Consider the following 16,093-nt stretch of genomic DNA (forward strand, 5'->3'; position numbering starts at 1 on the left):
GGCCGGTACTCGATCCGGGCTTGGCGAGAGGTGCTCATTGCGCGGCGCCCCTCGCGTGGAGAGCGCCGTTCTCGATGTCGTCGGCGTGGACGATGGTGTCCGGGATGTCCGTGAAGTGCATGAGGGCCCTGACGGAGACCTTGTAGCTGCGGCCCGCCCTCGCCACCGGAAGGGGGAACTGGCCCGCCCGGATCAGCCGGTACGCGGTGGACTCCGGGAGCCCGATCACGCCAGCTGCCTCCCGGAGCCCGATGAACGATGGGTAGAGGTCCGAGGCGTAGTAGTAGAGGTTGCTGTTGGAGAACCGCGAGCGGGACAGGCCTGTGGCCTTGACTGCCTGGCTGATCGACCCCGATCGGCGGCCGGCGCGCATGTCCTCGTGGAAGTCCTGCACGGCGTCGAAGCAGCCCAGTCCGTGGAGAAGCGCTCCGAGTCGCTCGCCCCTGATCTGCTCCGCGACCTCCGCACTACGGACGCGGCTGACGTCGATGATCGAGGACGCCTGCATGGTGTGGTCGACGACGGGAATCTCCGGTGGGGCGAAGACATCGAGCCGGTCTGTCATGAGCTCAGGTGAGCTGGTCTTCCCCCGCTGGAAGGCGACCTCGAAGGCCGCCTTCACGATGCGATCCCTCACGAGGCGCGGTGGAACGCCCGCAGCAGTGGCGGCCCAGACTTCCAGTGCGGTCACCACCATCGCCGAGCGGATCTCCTCGAGCTCGACTCGGAAGTCCCGGGCGATCCGGGTGGAGAGCGAGCGGAAGCAGGGGACGATGCAGTCGAGGATGACCAGCCGCCAGGTGTCGTCACCGTCCAGGTCGCACAGCCTGCCCATGGCGATCAAGGACTCCCAGAGCCGGGAACTCGGAGCGGAGCGGACCCCCGCCAGGATTGCCTCGGTGCGGAACTTCGGATACGTGGGGTGCCGCTTGATGTCGCAGTCCTGGACGTTCCCCACGTGCACGCAGACCGGTTCGTCCCCGAAGATCTTCCGGGCGCTCGACTCGATCTGATGGAAGATGCCTGACATGCTGCGCGCCTCAATCCGTGGTTGTCGCCCATCGCCGGATTTCGACATCCGGTCCTCGGGTGTCCGATCTGATTCATGAGAAGAGTGGAGAGAACTGCGGAGAGCCGACCCCTCGCCGGACAGGCCGCAGTGAACGGCGGTTGCTGTCCTCGAGAGTTCGTGGTCGAGTCCGTGCTCAGGCCGCCAGCCGCTTGGCCCGCTGGGCCCATGTCTCCAGCACAGCCATCGCATCACTGAGTCGTTCCACTGCAGTGGCGATGTCCCGGACTGGACCACGGAGTTCGCGATGCACGGCGATCATCACGTCGGTGATGGTTCGGAACAGGGCGAGCGTCTCTGCGCCCTGGCGGGCGACAGCGGAGACGTCGACGAGCCGGCTCAGGAACCCCCAGTCATCGGCGTTCCAATGAGCCGGCAGGACCCTTTCGAAGAGGTCGAGCGCGGCCTGTACGGTGGCGTCGATGTCGGCCATGCGCTCGGTGAACCGCTGCGCGGACTCCCTTAGCTCGGCGGCCGGACCGATGAGTGCGGCCGACAGCCGCTTGGTAAAGGCGAGTTGGACGCTCATCGGACTTCCGTCCCGGGCCGCACGCCGCATGTCGGGGCCGAACTGCTCGGCTGCTGCGGCGATGTCGGTGACCAGCGCGATGATCGCCGCGATGTGGCTGGACGTTGCCTCCAAGTCCGGTGCCAGCTCGGTGAACCGTTCCAGCAGGCCGGGAGGATGGTCCCCTGAGGGGGCCGCAGTTCCGGCCGGGCGGTCAGCCGGCGGCCCCTCGGTGTCAGGCCTGGTCGCGCTACGGAGGGCGCGGGCGGGGATGAGCGGGTCGAAGCCCTCACGTAGCACTAGAGAGAGCGCCTCGATCAGCTCGTCCCTGGCCTCGACCATCCCGGCGGGCGACCGCCTGAAGGTGATGGTTCGGAACAGTGCGCTATTGAAGGGAAGTTGACCAGTCTCCCCGAGTTGAATGACCGGCTTGCCCGTGGCGTGCCGCAGGCCCAGCCCATACATGACACCCGGATTGCCGCCGCTCACATCGGCGATCACCAGATCGGCTGCCAGTAGCTGCCGGCAGACCTGTTCGGTGATCTCGCCGGTTCGGGAGATCTGGTTGGACCGCATCGGTCCGATGTCGAGCCGGGCACAGGCCGGCTCGACGATCATCTCGAAGACCAGCAGGGCGGTCGCACGAGCCGGTTGGGTGGGTGAGCCGATCTCGGCGTGCGGCTCCCCGGCCGGGCCGATGACGAAACAGCTCTGCGACTGGTCGACCGCGCGAATCCCGGGACCGGTGAACGGTCCCGGCCCGGTCGGTTGGGCGAGTACGAGGGCGGACGAGGTACCGGCGGTCATACGAAGTCCTCCAACTAGTTTGGGTGTGAGGCGCTGTCATGGCCATTCGGGGAGATGCACGGTCCCCGGGCCGGCGCCACCACAGGTGACGCCGGGAGCGCGGGGGATCACCTTCACGGGTCGGTGTCTCCGGGACGGCCGGGTGGCGCGGTGCCTGGACCGACCGGGCCGACCAGCCGCCGCCACTGCACACGCAGCTCGTGGAACAACTCCTGGAGCCCGACGGTGAGGCCGTGTGCAGCGTGAGAGGTGCGACGTTCGCAGGAGTGCGGCGGATCGCACTGGCAGGGGAGCTGGAAGGTGATGGTGACGTTGCCCGTCAGGCCGTTCACGGTCATGCCCTGCTTGACGGATTGCACCAACTGCTGGTAGTTGCCGGCCGGGAAGGAGTCCGGTGGGTGATCGGCTGTCGTGGATGCCGGGCCCGGTGGCGGGATTGCAGGAGGCGCTGTCACTGGCGCAGTCCCTCACGGTCCGTCGTTGTGGTGAACGAGAGGGTCACGTCCCCGGTGGAGCTGTTTGCCAACGCCACTCCCTGGCCCACGTCTTGAACCGTGTCTGTCCGCATCCGGGCCCCGGGGGCCCGGGTGGGGTCCTCGCCTGCCGGGAGCGGGCTCGGCACCGCCGGCTCGGGCGATGAACAGGGCGGGGCCGGCGGGACGGTGAGCAGGCCGCCAGACGGGGCGGGTACGTAGATCCAGGCTGGTGCGTGAAACGTCTTGCCCGGCACGGTAGCGATGATCTTGACGAACCGGTCTGGGTGCAGCGCACAGTACCTGCCGACCACGACGTCCTGGTACACGCGGTCCGAGACGATCGCCCCCAGGTGGGTTGCGGCCGGACTCGCCTCTGCCATGGCCCACTTGAGCATGCCGGCATCCACCAACCGGTGGGCCTCGTTGCGGGCCGCGCCGTAACCATCACTTGGCCCGCCCTCGGCGGGCAGCGGGCCGCACGCGATGGCCGCCCGCAGCCGCAACTGCCGACAGCCGGGCGTGGTGTTGTGGCGGGCGAGGCCTGCCTGAAGCTCGGGGAGGAACTGGTCCAACAGTCCTGGAAGGTGCTTCGGCGAGCATCCGAAGACGAACCCGTCGCCACTGTCGCGGAGGAAGAGCTTGTTCTCCCGGACCGACTCAAGGCCGGCACGGGAGAGTGCCTCGTCGGTCAGTTCGCCGATCACCGTGGCGAATTCGGCCTGGATTGAACCCGGCTGCTGGGTGAACGCCTCCTGGTCCAGAACGACGACGCCGCGGTGGTCGGGCAGCGGCATGCCCCGGAAGGTGCGGTCGCTGTGGGCAGGGTTGGTCATCGAGCCTCCTGGGCGCGTGCTGTCCCGGCCGGCAGCGGATTGCCGGTCCGGCCGTCCGTTCTCGTCTCTTCACGAGTGTGGCGCGGCGAGGGGCCGTGGCTTGGTGCCGTTGGCAGTACGACGCGGGATCGAGGAGTGCTACGCGCGCGATGAGAAGAGGTGAAGCTCGCGCCCGGAAAGAGCTCGGAAGAGTAGCACCGGAGAGTGGAATCAGTCCGAGAACACGTCAACACCCGTCGAATCAACGGGACGTGGGAAGAAATGCCATATCTTGCTGGGCATGTACGACAGTGGGAATGAACGTCGCACCCTCTCAGGGGACACAACCTTTCGGGGCCTGATGGGTGGTTGGTGGACGGAAATGACCGACGGATGGCGGTCCAAGGTGCTCGAAGCGGGCGATCCGTTGATCTTCCAGGGTTCCTCCTCGAACGAGGTCTTCGCGGTGCAGCGCGGCGCCCTCAGGATCGAGCGGTGGGAGGACGATCGCGACCAGCCGGCGGTGCTGGCTTTCCGGGCCAGCGATGACCTGGTCGGAGAGACGCCCATGATCGAGCCGGAAGCACCGAGGACCGCCCAGGTCGTTGCGCACACACGGGTGGTGGTGCTGGTCGGACAAGCTGAACGCCTCAACCGTTTCCTGGTACTCAAGAAAGCTGAGCGCTTGTTGACCACATACCTCGCGCACCGAGCGCACGAGATGTCAGTGGTCCAGGGGCGCGGGGACGCGGAAGTCCGGCTGGCCACCCTGGTGCGGCCGCTCGTCCGCGACCAACTCCGTAAGACCGGCAGCCGGACCGGTCAGGTGGTACTAAAGGTCAGCCGGGATCATCTGGCTCAGGGGCTCCAGCTAGGGCACCGCAGGGCCCGGGGACTGCTGGACGACCTCTGGATCGGGCGCTTCCACAGCAAGGGGATGCTGACGATCGACCTGGCACGTTGGGCGGAGCGCGTGTCCGGACTGCGCGGCTGACGTGCAAGCCTTGACCTGACCGGGTTGCCGATCAGCCCGAGGCGACGAAGGCGGCGCACGCCTCGAACCCGTGGTGCCAGGCCTGGTCCATCAGGTAGGCGCCGTTCAACCCGCCGTCCGCGAGGTCGATGAAGCGGCCGCCCTTAGTGGCACGGGCCAGTCGGCGCAGTAACTCGCGGCGATCGGCCGCGAAGTGGCTGGTGGCAGAGAGGAGCAGCGCGACCGCGATGCGGGAGGGTCGTAGCCCGAGCACGAGAGCTCGGTTCGCGAACAGCAGGGCAGCGGCTTGTGTCGCGGTGTAGGACGCCACGTGGGCGGCACAGGCCCGGCGGCCGGCTGCTCCGGACTGCCCTGGTACGCCGTCCCGCTGAGCTTTGGTGGCGGCCTGGTAGTCGGTCTGGATCCAGTGGTCGGCCACGTCTGCCGAAGCTCTGAGCAACGCGTAGACGGCGGCGAACCGGGCGGCCCGATGGACGGTGTTCGTGGTCACAAATACTCCGGGTGCTCGGGTACTGCCTTGGCAGCCGATGGTCAGGGACGGCGACCGCTTCTGTCCGAAGTGCTCCAGGGTGCTGGTGCGGGGCCGGGGGCGTGGGGTGTGTGTCGGTGAGCCAAGCGGCGAGGTGGATGAGGTTGATCGCCGCGCCGGTCAGTCGGTGCTGGGGGCTTGTCTTCGCTGTCTCGGTAACGGGCTCTGCGCAGGTCGCAGGCCCTGACCACTTGGGAGATCGTTCTCTCGGCACAAGCGCGGATCTCGTACTGGGCCTACCACTCGTCGCTCTGCTGGAGCTCGCGGATGTGCTGGAGTACTTCGTAATCCTCGCGGGGGGCGCAGGTTGACTTCCCGGCGCTCCGCTCTGGGCGAGTTGACGGACTCCCGCAGCGCAGGGCAGGACAGGCAGTCGGCCTGGAGAACCGGACCCGGATGGTCGGCACTCCAGTTCTGGAACGGCGCTGGTGCCACTGGACGCCGGTCACCCCGTTCGGGCACGTCACGCGCTGATTGTCACAGTCGATGGCGCAGGCATCCTGCGGTATACGGTGCGAGTGTGCGGAACGGCCGCCGGCCAGATCAGGACCTGTAGAGCGACGTGGTGTTCTCGGCACGCTGAGACCAAGGCGCTGGCACTGGAATAGCCGGTGTCCACCCTGTGCCCGCCGGGCAGCAGGTCCCGCTCCGCCAGGTTGGCGTGGACTGCGGTCACCATCTGATCATCCGTGATCGTGGCGATGGTGGTGGTCACGTTCGTGATGGGAATCACCGAATGTGCCGCGCTTGCTGTGGCAACCCGCACTGTGGGGCGACAGTGTGGAACGGGCAGTCAGGGGAGCTTCGGTGCTCTTCCAGCACGCCGACGACAGGGTCGACTGGTGGCCCTGGGGCCCGGAGGCATTCCAGGAGACCGAGCGGCACGGGGTGCCGGTGCTGCTGTCCGTCGGCCATGCCGCTTGTCACTGGTGTCACGTGATGGCACGCAAGTTGCATCGCTCGGGGGCCGTGGGCAGAGGCCGATCCGGTAGGTTGGCGCTGGTTCGCCGGTGGGCCGCGGGGCGGTTGGACCTGAGGCAAGCGAGGCTGGCGTGCTGGCGGAGGCTCTGGGAAGTGGGAGGTCGGCCGGGGAACCCCAGCCGAGCGTATGCACGGACTATGCGCGCCTTGATCAACCACACGTGATCCGAGGAACTCGTCCGTCAGGTGGCAGTCGGGACGACGGCGCACAGCCAACGGCTACTCACCGTCACGACGCCCAGCTCTTCCGTGGACATTTCCGCAGGTCGGCGAGGCGCCGACTTGCGGAAACGATGAGAGATCGAACTGCGTTTCCGCAGGTCAGAGGCACCTTTACAGGTCGCAGTTCTGATCGAACATGCCTCTGACCTGCGGAAACATGAACCCTAAAGAAGATCATTTCACAACCGGTGCACACTGGGCGGCTTCAACGGATGAGGCGAGTCGAGAAGTGTCGAACGGTGGTGAGTGTCTCCTGCCAGCTGCAGGCTTCGGTTGTTACGCATGGCGGCGGGTACAGGCTGCGGCTGCTTTGTGCCAGCGCCGCGATGTCTTTCGTTCCCCTGCGAGATTGCGCTGGTCAGATGATGCCCAGCAGGTCGAGCGGGCGGATGAAGGGCTCGTAGGAGCGTGCCGGATACCGGCGGCGATGTAGCGATGCCCGGCGGCGCGGATGGTGTTGATCGGGAGGCTGCGCACAGGGTCGCTATGTTCTCCGGGCCGTGGCCGGTACGGATCTTCGAGGCATCCTCGGCGAAGGTGGTGTCGCGGACGAAGTGGGGCCGGTTCTCGATGGTCCACTGCGACCTGGCGAGCTGGCCGAAGCACTGGGGCGAGGCTTCCTGTGAAGTTCGTGACGACCCAGTCCATACCCCTCGTACCGCCGCGACTGCGGACTCACCTGATCACCGGGAATTTGAAGCGCCCCTGCCACAGAGGTGGAGTCATCTGAGGCGTGGATAAGTAAACGTTGTACGCGTTTCGAATCAACCTGCAATCATCGAGAATCTTTCTCTTCTTTCGGTAGGAGTCAGCCTAGGGATCGCCCTGTCTCTCGCGATGAAGGTTTGACGATGCGAGCGTCAGGGAAAGACATCGACTCCGCCCCTGGCGGAAGTCGCGCGGGCAAATTCACAGTTCGTAGCGCTTGTGTAGCACAAAGCAGTAGCATAGTGGTGCTGATGCGCCCATGGAAGACGAACACCCAAAATAGGAGCTTGAAGTGAGCCCTCGCGCCGGCGGAGAGACCGATAAGTTCGGCAACCGATACGAGGGCGTCTGGACAGTCCGACACCTGCTGTACGTACTTCTGGGGAATGCTCAATCCATCAAGATTGAAGATATCGACGCTCTAGGCAAGGGTGCCGAGTTCACGTACCGCCACGGCGACACTGTCGAGGTTCATCAGGTTAAACGCCAAAACGGCAATGCTAATAGCTGGAATGTAAAATCTCTACACAAGAAGGAGATTTGGGAGAACGCTCGCTATCACGTGGAGCGAGGACGGCATTTTCACTTTGTATCCATCGTTCCCGCTCGCCCTATCCAGGAGCTCACCGAAAGAGCCAGAAGTGCTGATGATCTCATGGAGTTCATCAGCGATCGGCTGACGAAGGGACTCAAAGATGCGTTCGATGAGCTTTCATCCTCTGCTATCTATGGATCGGCTGACGTAGCTTGGAAGGTGCTACGAGGCCTCTGGGTCTCTTGGCCTGACGAAAATGATCTCGTCCGCGGGAACGCAGCCCTTGCAGAGCTTCTTCTAAGCGGCGCGACCGGACGTCTCGCAGCTGTCGGGCTCGGGGATCTAGCTAACTATTACGGTCTTGGCTCCACGTTGGATTCCGCAACCATCGAGTCTCGACTAGAAGAGTATGGCCTTCGACGCTCAGCACTCCTCTTCGGGAACACCGTCTCCAGCAAGGTTCGTGAGATTACAACGGTATGGGCTGCCAGCGTCGAGCGTGAGCTTCTTCAGCCTGCAATCCGACGCACTGAAGCTGATAAGCTTGTTGAGCTTTTCGATGCGGATTCAGAAAAGCTGACGCTTCTGATGGGGGCAGCAGGTGGCGGAAAGAGCGCCACTCTTCTTCAGGCCGTTCGGAACCTTCAGGAGCGAGAAACCCCCCTCCTGAGTTTTCGGCTTGACAGACTCGAACCCTTCGCATCGACCACAGAGCTAGGTCAGCGGATCGGGCTAGATATCTCACCTGTGGCAGCCCTGGCATCTGTAGCTAGGGAACGCCCCTGCGTACTTATCGTGGACCAGGTTGATGCCGTCAGCCTGGTATCAGGACGTATGCCCAGAAACTTTGACTCAGTGGCTGACCTTGTCCGTGAGGCGTCTGCCTTTCCGAAGATGCGGGTACTACTGGTCTGCCGGAAATTCGATGTCGAGAATGATCACCGCATTCGGGAGCTGGTCGATGCTAAGCAGTGTGAGCGCGTCGAAGTACAGGAGCTTTCCGAGGCTCAAGTCACTGAGGCTGTCAAGGCTATGGGGCTGGATGTTGCTGCTCTGAGTACTCACCAGAAGAACCTCCTCCGGTCACCATTGAATCTCGTCTTGCTACGAGGGGCTGGTGCTGATTCTGAGGCTCTCGCATTCCAGACGACTAAGAATCTCTTCGACGCCTTCTGGCAGCGTAAACTGATTGACTGCACACAGAGGCGCGATACGGTGAGATTTGACGAGGTGATTTCAACACTCGCGGGGGCGATTAGCGTTCGACAGCGCCTATCGGTCCCCGCAACTGTTCTTGACCGGGCCAATCTCGCTGTCGATGCCGGCGTACTGGTATCTGAGCACATGTTGGTTCGAGACGGCCAAGAGATCGCATTCTTCCATGAGGCATTTTTCGACTACGCATTCGCGCGTGGATGGGTCGATCGCAACGAATCTCTCCTCGACTTCCTAAAGAGTGGAGAGCAGGAACTCTTTCGGCGTGCACAAGTACGGCAGATTCTGAATCACTTGCGTGAACTTGAGCCGGATCGGTTTGTGACTGAAGTAGCGGATACGTTGACAAGCCCTGACGTCCGGTTTCATATCAAGGATGTCATCCTTACTCTTTTGAGTGCGCTAACAAAACCAACCTCGCAAGAATGGGAGATGGTGACTGATGTACTGGAAACGCATCCCTCCTTTGAGGAGCGGCTATGGCGCTCGTTGCGTAGCGCTGAGTGGTTTGAACGCATTGATGCGGAAGGCCTCATTGAGGAGTGGCTGACGAGTGGTGATGGTGCTGAAGTAGGGCGGGCGCTTGAAATCATGGGAGGGGCAGCTAAATTTTACCCCGACCGCCTGGCCGCGCTTCTTCAGGCACATGTTACTGAGAGTGATTTTCCTGCTCGGCTGCGGTGGGTGACTCGATTTGCTGACATCCACGAAAGTCGCCCCCTGTTTGAATTGGTTCTGCACGCAGTTCGCAACGGGCACTATGATGGAGATGCAGAGCACGATCTTTGGCTTTCATCCCGCGACCTTGCGCAGCATCAGCCTGCTTGGGCAGTTGAACTCCTCGCCGCCTTCCTCGCCGATCGTCCTAATTCTATGGTCGTAGATTCAAACAATAAGGTTGCAGCCCTAGTGAGTAGAGAGCACAGTGCGATTGAACTGGTGCGGCTCGGGGCTGAGGGTGCTCCTGGTTCATTTTGTAACCTACTGCTGCCATACATGCTCCGTGTAATGGAAGTAGCCTCTTATGAGAGTGATGAGCGGCCAACTCTCGATCGACACTTTGCACATCGCTATCCGGATCTCAATGCGCATGAACTCGAAGAAGCCATCCTGGCTGGGATGGCTTCCGCCATCCGCAGCTTGGTTCGACAGGACTCGGAACTGGCTCGGCCTATTCTTGAGACTCTTGCGTCGAGTCACTATGAGACGGCGCAGTGGCTCTTGTACGAGGGCTTGCGGGTAGATGGTGAGCGGTACGCGCAGTGGGCGACTCGCCTCCTGCTGGAGGGAACCCACCGCTTCATGAGTGGGTACTCTTCGAATGGTGTATGGACGGCGCGTCAGCTGATCCAGGCGACGAGCCATTTTTGCGCCGAGGAGTCGTACCGCGAGCTAGAAGCATCGATTCTAGCTCTCCGCTTCCCATGGGAAGGCCGGCGGCCAGGTTGGTACATGTTTAACCTCCTGTCCGGGATGGATGAGCAGCGTCTTTCTGATGTAGCCAAGCGTCGTCTAGGCGAGCTGCGGAGAGCTACAGGTATGGAGCAGCCACCTGAGCCCGAAGGTATAACGGGAGGGGGCATTGGATCTCCGATTCCCCCGGAAGCCGCTCAGCGAATGACCGATCAGCAATGGCTAGGTGCTGTTGCCAAGCACAGTGCAGATAGAACTAACTGGAGCACATTCACGGGTGGTGCCCAGGAACTTTCAAGCGTGTTGCGCCAGGAAGCGGAGCGTGATCCTGCAAGATTCTCAGCCCTCGCCCTGCGCTTTGATCGCAACACGCACCCGGCTTATGGCACTGCGCTTCTCATAGCTTTGGGGGCAGCAGAGGCCCTCGATAACGGGGCTCCAGTATTCGATGCCGTCCGTCACATTTCATCACTTGACCGGGACGACAATGCTCGATGGGTTGGTCATGCACTTCGGCACTACTACAAGTCAGTCCCTCTGGACCTCGTAGAGACGATTGTTGCTTACGCGGCTCGTTCGGATAGTCCTGGTCGGAGAGATCCAGATACTTGGTCATCCGATGACGATAGAAACATCGGTCGTGATGTCTACGGGGCTGGAATAAACTCGGTTCGTGGCGCGGCAGCTGAAACCTTGGGGGATCTCCTCATCTACGACACGGACGGAAGTCGTACCTCACATATTCTTCCAATACTGAATCGGCTAGCCGGAGATGCGTCTACCCCGGTTCGTTCATGTGCTGCACATCTAATTCACGCTTCCATGCGGCACGCACGGCCGCAGGCGTTTGATGCATTCGCTGAACTTATCGAGACAGACGACGACAACCTTTTCGCGACCCACACAGTCATCAAATTGATCGTCTACATTGGGTCGGAAGATCCAGATGCAGTCCGCCCCGTGATCGCACGAATGCTTCAATCTCAGATAGCGGAAGTGCGAAGAGTTGCGGGTCAACTTGCCGCCCTGGCCGCAGTGCAATGGAGTGTGTCGGACCTTCTTGATGCGATCCTGTCCACTGGTGATGTGGCGCAACGGGAGGGTGCTGCACGGCTGTGTGCCCACAGATTGTCGGATGTAAATGATTCTATCGTTGTCCGGCGCGCGTTTGAGGTGCTTATGAATGATTCAGACAAGGCAGTGCAGAATGCGGTTGGCGAAGCGGCTGCTGCACTCCGCGGCAAGCGCCTTCGCCCCGTGAGTGAACCCCTGTCTCGCCTGATCTCCTCAGCTTCGTTCTCAGCTGCATTGCCTCAGCTGTTTATCACGCTGAAGCATGCCCCTGATCGCGTAGATGACTTGGTCCTGGCCTGTTCGCAACGTTTCATTGAAGTCAAGGGCGCAGATTCTGCTGACATGAGAACCGGTGCGGCAGGAGATGCTCAGTATGTCGGTAAGCTCCTCATTCGGGCATATGCCCAAGCCGCCATGCGAACGAAGCGAGCGAAGGTTCTCGATCTCATTGACCAGCTGCTCGAAGTTGGTGCCTTTGGCGTCGCGGACCTGGTCGAAAGATCGGAACGTTAGCAGCCGGCGGCCCAGGGCCGTTGCAAAGTCCCGGTGAGCACGTGAGTCCGCAGGTCATGGCGATGCAGGGGTCCTAGCAGGCCCTCAGAGCGATTGGGGAGCAGCTGCTGGTACGCCGGGTCGTAGTGAGGCCCGCCCTTTTGCCCTAACCGAGTGTGCGCGATCTCGGCGATGTTCACGTTCCTCTCCCGGTCTTGAACGGTCAAGGATTCGTGGCAGGTCGGGTAGGCGCAATGCACAGCACTCGCGTACAGCACCTTGAGGGTTTCGGCGGTATAGCTGGGCGCCGGTGCAGGCTGCTCTGCTGTACTGACGAATAGTCAGCCTTGGTGCCCGCGGGCCAGGTGGCTGTGGCCCTCCCGGGCCCGGGCCACCGATCGCGGGAACGGCCACGCAGCAGCCGCCACTTCCCTGAGCCGGCGGACATCCCTGCTTGCAAGGAGGACACCGGACGGAGCAGACAGCCCGGCCCAGTTGCCCGACGCTTCCGATGCAGAGGAGCGCCGCTGGTCGAACCTTGCCCAGCGCCCTCCTGCCCGGCAGCCGCAGGTCCAGCCGTCCCGGGTCCGGCTTCCGGGGTACAGCTCGAACACGGCGCGCGCAACAAGATCCTTGGTATCGGCTTCCCGTCCGACGAGGGTCACCTGTCGGCCACGCATGGGAGAAGTTGATGGGCTCGGGCATTCTACGAGCCCGTTCTCCGTTTCACTCTCATTTCACATCGTGAACCACCAGACGGTCGATGGCAGGCTCGAAGAAAGCGTTTCCGCAGGTCGGAAGCGTGTCTGACCTGCGGAAACGATGAGAGGTCGAACTGCGTTTCCGCAGGTCAGAGGCACTTCTACAGGTCGTAGTAGAGCTCGAACTCGTGCGGGTGGGGGCGGAGGGCGATCGGGGCGATCTCGTTGGTGCGCTTGTAGTCGATCCAGGTCTCGATGAGGTCCGGGGTGAAGACGTTGCCGGCGAGGAGGTACTCGTGGTCGGCTTCCAGGGCCTCCAGGACGGCGGGGAGGGAGGAGGGCACCTGGGGGACGTTGGCGTGCTCCTCGGGGGCCAGCTCGTAGAGGTCCTTGTCGACCGGCTCCAGCGGCTCGATCTTGTTGCGGATGCCGTCGAGGCCGGCCATCAGCATGGCGGCGAAGGCCAGGTAGGGGTTGGAGGCCGGGTCCGGCGCGCGGAACTCGATGCGCTTGGCCTTGGCGTTGGAGCCGGTGATCGGGATGCGGATCGCGGCGGAGCGGTTGCGCTGCGAGTAGACCAGGTTGACCGGCGCCTCGAAGCCCGGCACCAGGCGGTGGTAGGAGTTCACCGAGGGGTTGGTGAAGGCCAGCAGCGAGGGGGCGTGCCGCAGCAGCCCGCCGATGTAGTAGCGGGCGGTGTCGGAGAGCCCGGCGTAGCCCTGCTCGTCGTAGAAGAGCGGGGTGCCCTCGCTCCACAGCGACTGGTGGACGTGCATGCCCGAGCCGTTGTCGCCGAAGATCGGCTTCGGCATGAAGGTGGCGGTCTTGCCGTTCCGCCAGGCGACGTTCTTGATGATGTACTTGAACAGCATCAGGTCGTCGGCGGCATGCAGCAGGGTGTTGAACTTGTAGTTGATCTCGGCCTGGCCGGCCGTGCCGACCTCGTGGTGCTGGCGCTCGACCTCCAGTCCGGCCTTGGCGAGCTCCAGCGACATCTCGGCGCGCAGGTCGGCGAAGTGGTCGACCGGCGGGACGGGGAAGTACCCGCCCTTGTACTTGACCTTGTAGCCGCGTACGTCGCCCTCGGCGGCGCCGCTGTTCCAGGCGCCGGCCTCCGAGTCGATGTGGTAGAAGGACGCGTTGGCGCTGGTGTCGAAGCGGACCGAGTCGAAGACGTAGAACTCGGCCTCGGGCCCGAAGAACGCGGTGTCGGCGATGCCGGAGGAGGCGAGGTAGGCCTCGGCCTTCCTGGCGACGTTGCGCGGGTCGCGGCTGTACGCCTCGCCGGTGACCGGGTCCTGGATGAAGAAGTTGATGTTGAGGTGCTTCTCGGCCCGGAAGGGGTCGAGGCGGGCCGTGGCGAGGTCCGGCACCAGGGCCATGTCGGACTCGTGGATGGCCTGGAAGCCGCGGATCGACGAGCCGTCGAACATCAGGATCTCGGACGGGTCGAAGGTCGCCGCAGGTACGGAGAAGTGCTGCAGGACGCCCGGCAGGTCACAGAAGCGGACGTCGACGAACTTCACGTCGTTGTCCTGGATGAACTGCTTCACTTCGGCGGCGTTGTTGAACATCCATCCTCCTCGGCGTGCGAATTGGGCTCACCATAGGAATGGGTCGTTTCCATTCGGTGACCCGCTCGTTTCCTAGATGTTAACCACGGCTGCCGGGCGGCTGGCAAAGACGTACGGGACGGTACAAATCACCCTGCCCGACTGGGCGTCCTCCCGCAAGTGGTCTGGACCACTTGGAAAGCGCCGGAACGACGATTCACCCGGTCGGGGGTGATGCCCCGACCGGAGGGGAGCCGGTGGCGGCGTACGCCGTCAGCCCGGTTAGTGTGGATTCGTGGACACCAGAGAAGCGTTGGGATCGTGGATCGACGGCCCCCGGGCGGCCGCCGAGAAGATGGGCGCCGACTTCGGCCACCGCGGCGAGCGCCTCGGGCTGCCCAAGGAGGGCCCCGGCTCGATCGCCGGCCCCGGCCGCCGGATCGGCGCCCTGTTCGTGGACGGCTGGCTGGTCGCCCTGATCTCGTACGGGCTGATCGCCCGCGGCGACCAGGCCGAGGCCAACCTGTGGACCAGCCCGCTGTTCTTCCTGGTCGCGGCCCTGCTGCTGGCCACCACCGGCACGACGGTCGGCAAGCGGCTGTTCGGCCTGCGGGTGGTCCGGCTGGACGGCAGCCGCGCGACCATCCCGCAGGTCCTGCTGCGCACCCTGCTGCTCTGCCTGGTGGTGCCGCCGCTGGTCTGGGACCGCGACACCCGCGGCCTGCACGACAAGGCGGTCGGCACCGTCGAGGTCCGGATCTAGCCTCCGGCCGGGATCCGGCCTCCGGTCCCGGCCCTGGTCGAGGCCAGGATGCACCCCCGACGCCGTACGAACGTCGGAACGGCCCCGCCGCGGAGCTTCCGCGGCGGGGCCGTTCTCGTGTCGTCAGGGGCGGGGGAGGATCAGCGGGCCTGGCCGCCCTTGGGCATCCGGGCGCCCTTCGGCATCGGACCCTTGGGGATCGGCGCCTTGGAGAGCAGGTCGCCCAGCGCGCGCAGGCGGTCGTTGGTCTCGGTGACCTGGGCGGCGGTGATGGCGCGGGGCAGGCGCATCAGGTGGATCTGGAGCTTCTTCAGCGGGATCTCGTCCTCGCCGTTGCCCACCACGATGTCGTGCACCGGCACGTCGCCGACCACGCGGGCCATCTTCTTCTTCTCGGAGGCCAGCAGCTGGCGGACCCGGTTCGGGTTGCCCTCGCCGATCAGCGCGATGCCGGCCCGGCCCACGGCGCGGTAGACCGCGTCCTGGTTACGGGTGACCGCCACCGGGGTGCTGTTGGAGCTCCAGCCGCGCCGGATGTTGTTCAGCACCGCGGCGACTGCCCCCGGCTGCCCCTCCATCTGACCGAACGCGGCCCGCTCGGCCCGGCGCCCGAAGACGATCGCCATGGCCAGCACGGCCACGATGAAGCCCAGGATGCCCAGGTAGACGGGATGCTCGATCGCGAAGCCGATGGCGAGGAACACGCCGAAGGTCAGCAGGCCGACGCCGGCGATGATCAGGCCGATCTTGGTGTCGACCTTCTTGGTCATGGTGTACGCCAGACGGATCTGCTTCAGTCGCCCGGGGTTCTCGGATGTTTCCCTCGCCATAACGCTCATGGTACGTGGCACGGGTACGGGATATCCAAGCCCGGGTACCCGTTCGCCCCAACCGTGACCCGTGTGCCCGTACGCCGTCGCACAGAGCGACGCCGGGGGGCCCTGTGACGTCGAAGCGTTATCGCCGATGGCGACGCCGATGCGTTACCGCCGGAGCACTACCGCCGACGCCGATGCGTCAGCGCCGGAGCACTACCGCCGGACCGGCCGCGGCTGTGCCGTCCGGGCCGCCGCGTCGTCGTGCCGGCGGTCCGCCGCGTACCGGCGGTTCTCGCACACCGCCGCCCACGCGTTGCGGCGCGCGTGCCGCTGGCCGGGAGCGAGCAGGACGCTCTCGGCGAACCGCAGCGCCACCCCCACCGACCGGATCCGCATCTGAACCCGCATGCCGAACAGCTCCTC

General features: G+C 64.0%; 12 protein-coding genes and 1 pseudogene. 4 read left to right on the forward strand and 9 right to left on the reverse strand.

Going from position 1 to position 16,093, the window contains the following annotated elements; genetic code table 11:
• Window positions 1-34 precede the first annotated feature (34 nt).
• The 4 genes from ACZ6EM_RS26785 to ACZ6EM_RS26800 all read right to left on the reverse strand — a co-directional run bounded on the left by ACZ6EM_RS26785 (window position 35) and on the right by ACZ6EM_RS26800 (window position 3,693).
• Window positions 35-1,030, reverse strand: a complete 996-nt coding sequence (locus ACZ6EM_RS26785; protein ID WP_465715340.1) for a helix-turn-helix transcriptional regulator — start codon at window positions 1,028-1,030, stop codon at window positions 35-37.
• 175 nt (window positions 1,031-1,205) lie between these two features.
• Window positions 1,206-2,384: a hypothetical protein gene (locus ACZ6EM_RS26790; RefSeq protein ID WP_465773411.1), complete on the reverse strand. Its 1,179-nt coding sequence runs from the start codon at window positions 2,382-2,384 to the stop codon at window positions 1,206-1,208.
• Between the two features lie 113 nt (window positions 2,385-2,497).
• Window positions 2,498-2,743, reverse strand: coding sequence for a hypothetical protein (locus ACZ6EM_RS26795; RefSeq protein WP_465715336.1), 246 nt, complete (start codon window positions 2,741-2,743; stop codon window positions 2,498-2,500).
• Between the two features lie 92 nt (window positions 2,744-2,835).
• On the reverse strand, window positions 2,836-3,693 hold the full coding sequence (locus tag ACZ6EM_RS26800) for a hypothetical protein (RefSeq protein ID WP_465773412.1): 858 nt from the start codon (window positions 3,691-3,693) through the stop codon (window positions 2,836-2,838).
• Between the two features lie 280 nt (window positions 3,694-3,973).
• Between ACZ6EM_RS26800 and ACZ6EM_RS26805 the strand changes: the two genes are divergently transcribed.
• The gene (locus ACZ6EM_RS26805) at window positions 3,974-4,666 is read left to right on the forward strand and encodes a Crp/Fnr family transcriptional regulator (protein WP_465773413.1); all 693 of its coding nucleotides are present in this window, start codon (window positions 3,974-3,976) and stop codon (window positions 4,664-4,666) included.
• A 31-nt stretch (window positions 4,667-4,697) separates the two neighbouring features.
• Here ACZ6EM_RS26805 and ACZ6EM_RS26810 read toward each other — a convergent pair whose 3' ends face one another.
• Complete coding sequence (locus ACZ6EM_RS26810) at window positions 4,698-5,156, reverse strand: hypothetical protein (protein ID WP_465715331.1); 459 nt, start codon at window positions 5,154-5,156, stop codon at window positions 4,698-4,700.
• 502 nt (window positions 5,157-5,658) lie between these two features.
• Window positions 5,659-5,910, reverse strand: a complete 252-nt coding sequence (locus ACZ6EM_RS26815; RefSeq protein WP_465773414.1) for a hypothetical protein — start codon at window positions 5,908-5,910, stop codon at window positions 5,659-5,661.
• Between the two features lie 65 nt (window positions 5,911-5,975).
• Between ACZ6EM_RS26815 and ACZ6EM_RS26820 the strand changes: the two are divergent.
• Window positions 5,976-6,164, forward strand: a pseudogene (locus ACZ6EM_RS26820) (DUF255 domain-containing protein); the annotation flags it as partial.
• 1,234 nt (window positions 6,165-7,398) lie between these two features.
• Window positions 7,399-11,856: an NACHT domain-containing protein gene (locus ACZ6EM_RS26825; RefSeq protein WP_465773415.1), complete on the forward strand. Its 4,458-nt coding sequence runs from the start codon at window positions 7,399-7,401 to the stop codon at window positions 11,854-11,856.
• Window positions 11,857-12,697: 841 nt separating this feature from the next.
• On the opposite strand, the gene glnA is transcribed toward ACZ6EM_RS26825, so the two are convergent.
• Window positions 12,698-14,110, reverse strand: coding sequence for a type I glutamate--ammonia ligase (glnA, locus tag ACZ6EM_RS26830; RefSeq protein WP_359896989.1), 1,413 nt, complete (start codon window positions 14,108-14,110; stop codon window positions 12,698-12,700).
• 274 nt (window positions 14,111-14,384) lie between these two features.
• Between glnA and ACZ6EM_RS26835 the strand changes: the two genes are divergently transcribed.
• Window positions 14,385-14,852, forward strand: coding sequence for an RDD family protein (locus tag ACZ6EM_RS26835; protein ID WP_401055512.1), 468 nt, complete (start codon window positions 14,385-14,387; stop codon window positions 14,850-14,852).
• A gap of 140 nt (window positions 14,853-14,992) precedes the next feature.
• Here the strand turns inward: ACZ6EM_RS26835 and ACZ6EM_RS26840 are convergent, their stop codons facing one another.
• On the reverse strand, window positions 14,993-15,691 hold the full coding sequence (locus tag ACZ6EM_RS26840; RefSeq protein WP_401054496.1) for a DUF4191 domain-containing protein: 699 nt from the start codon (window positions 15,689-15,691) through the stop codon (window positions 14,993-14,995).
• Between the two features lie 192 nt (window positions 15,692-15,883).
• Window positions 15,884-16,078 carry a hypothetical protein gene (locus ACZ6EM_RS26845; protein WP_359896994.1) on the reverse strand — a complete coding sequence of 65 codons (195 nt, stop codon included), beginning with the start codon at window positions 16,076-16,078 and terminating at the stop codon, window positions 15,884-15,886.
• Between the last annotated feature and the right edge of the window lie 15 nt (window positions 16,079-16,093).

It is taken from the genome of Kitasatospora sp. NPDC041917 (genome assembly GCF_055589745.1).

Coding starts and splice junctions, on each gene's coding strand:
- ACZ6EM_RS26800 (WP_465773412.1), bottom strand. CDS start 3,693: ATGACCAACCCTGCCCACAGCGACCGCACCTTCCGGGGCATGCCGCTG.
- ACZ6EM_RS26805 (WP_465773413.1), top strand. CDS start 3,974: ATGTACGACAGTGGGAATGAACGTCGCACCCTCTCAGGGGACACAACC.
- ACZ6EM_RS26790 (WP_465773411.1), bottom strand. CDS start 2,384: ATGACCGCCGGTACCTCGTCCGCCCTCGTACTCGCCCAACCGACCGGG.
- glnA (WP_359896989.1), bottom strand. CDS start 14,110: ATGTTCAACAACGCCGCCGAAGTGAAGCAGTTCATCCAGGACAACGAC.
- ACZ6EM_RS26840 (WP_401054496.1), bottom strand. CDS start 15,691: ATGAGCGTTATGGCGAGGGAAACATCCGAGAACCCCGGGCGACTGAAG.
- ACZ6EM_RS26785 (WP_465715340.1), bottom strand. CDS start 1,030: ATGTCAGGCATCTTCCATCAGATCGAGTCGAGCGCCCGGAAGATCTTC.
- ACZ6EM_RS26845 (WP_359896994.1), bottom strand. CDS start 16,078: ATGCGGGTTCAGATGCGGATCCGGTCGGTGGGGGTGGCGCTGCGGTTC.